Origin of the sequence: Mycobacterium sp. 050272 (assembly GCF_039023525.1) — a bacterium.
GTDB lineage: Bacteria > Actinomycetota > Actinomycetes > Mycobacteriales > Mycobacteriaceae > Mycobacterium.
In genome coordinates, this window is sequence record NZ_JBCHKV010000064.1 from 1 (window position 1) to 798 (window position 798).

Genomic DNA, 798 nt, shown 5'->3' on the forward strand with positions numbered 1-798 from the left:
CATCACCCCACCGACACCGCCCTCAAACGGCAACGAGCACACCGGAACGCAGGTCGCCTGAAAAAACCCGATCCACAGGTCTTGACAATTTCTCCTCCCGCCGGCTGAGTAGAGTACTAATCGCACCGCGAAACATGCACTGGCGAGCTGACATTCAGGCGTTGCGATTGAGACATCGGTATCGTCTGCGCTCACTTTGGTGATCTCGCACGATCATCTGATCGAGAAGTGCGATTGAATCGCTAACAAAATGATGGCCAGCGCCATCGCCGCCAGACACAGGTCCTCTTTGTAGCTCATGGTAAGCGCGCGGGCGTACCGGTAGACGGGCGGATACGTAAGCGGCGGGTAAACGCCCCAAAGGATGCAAGCAAACTGCCGTATTCGAGGCTGGCATCGTGGTCGGGGTCAAGGTCCAACATGATCACTCCAGTTCCTCGGCATAGGCGAGAATGTTCGCTGGCCTGTTGTTGCGTTGTCTCAGTGCGGCTTGCCGTAGACAGCCACTACGACAGTGCGGTCGAGGCTGTTCTCGGACCAGACGCCGATAGCTGTGTTGGCGCAGTCCGACATGATCGTCAGGTATGAGGGGTTGTGGTACCACTGGTTGATCAGCTCGAGACCACTGATTGCTAATGCTGGATTTATAGCCAAGGTTTCGGCGACCGTGCCACGGAAACCTGCAGCGGCGGCGCGATCTTGCGGAGAAATTGTCAAGACCTGTGGATCGGGTTTTTTCAGGCGACCTGCGTTCCGGTGTGCTCGTTGCCGTTTGAGGGCGGTGTCGGTGGGGTGATG

At 57.3% G+C, this 798-nt stretch carries 1 pseudogene; it reads right to left on the reverse strand.

Annotated features, from left to right (window positions below):
* Positions 1 to 480: 480 nt before the first annotated feature.
* Positions 481 to 798, reverse strand: a pseudogene (locus tag AAHS21_RS31980) (hypothetical protein); the annotation flags it as partial.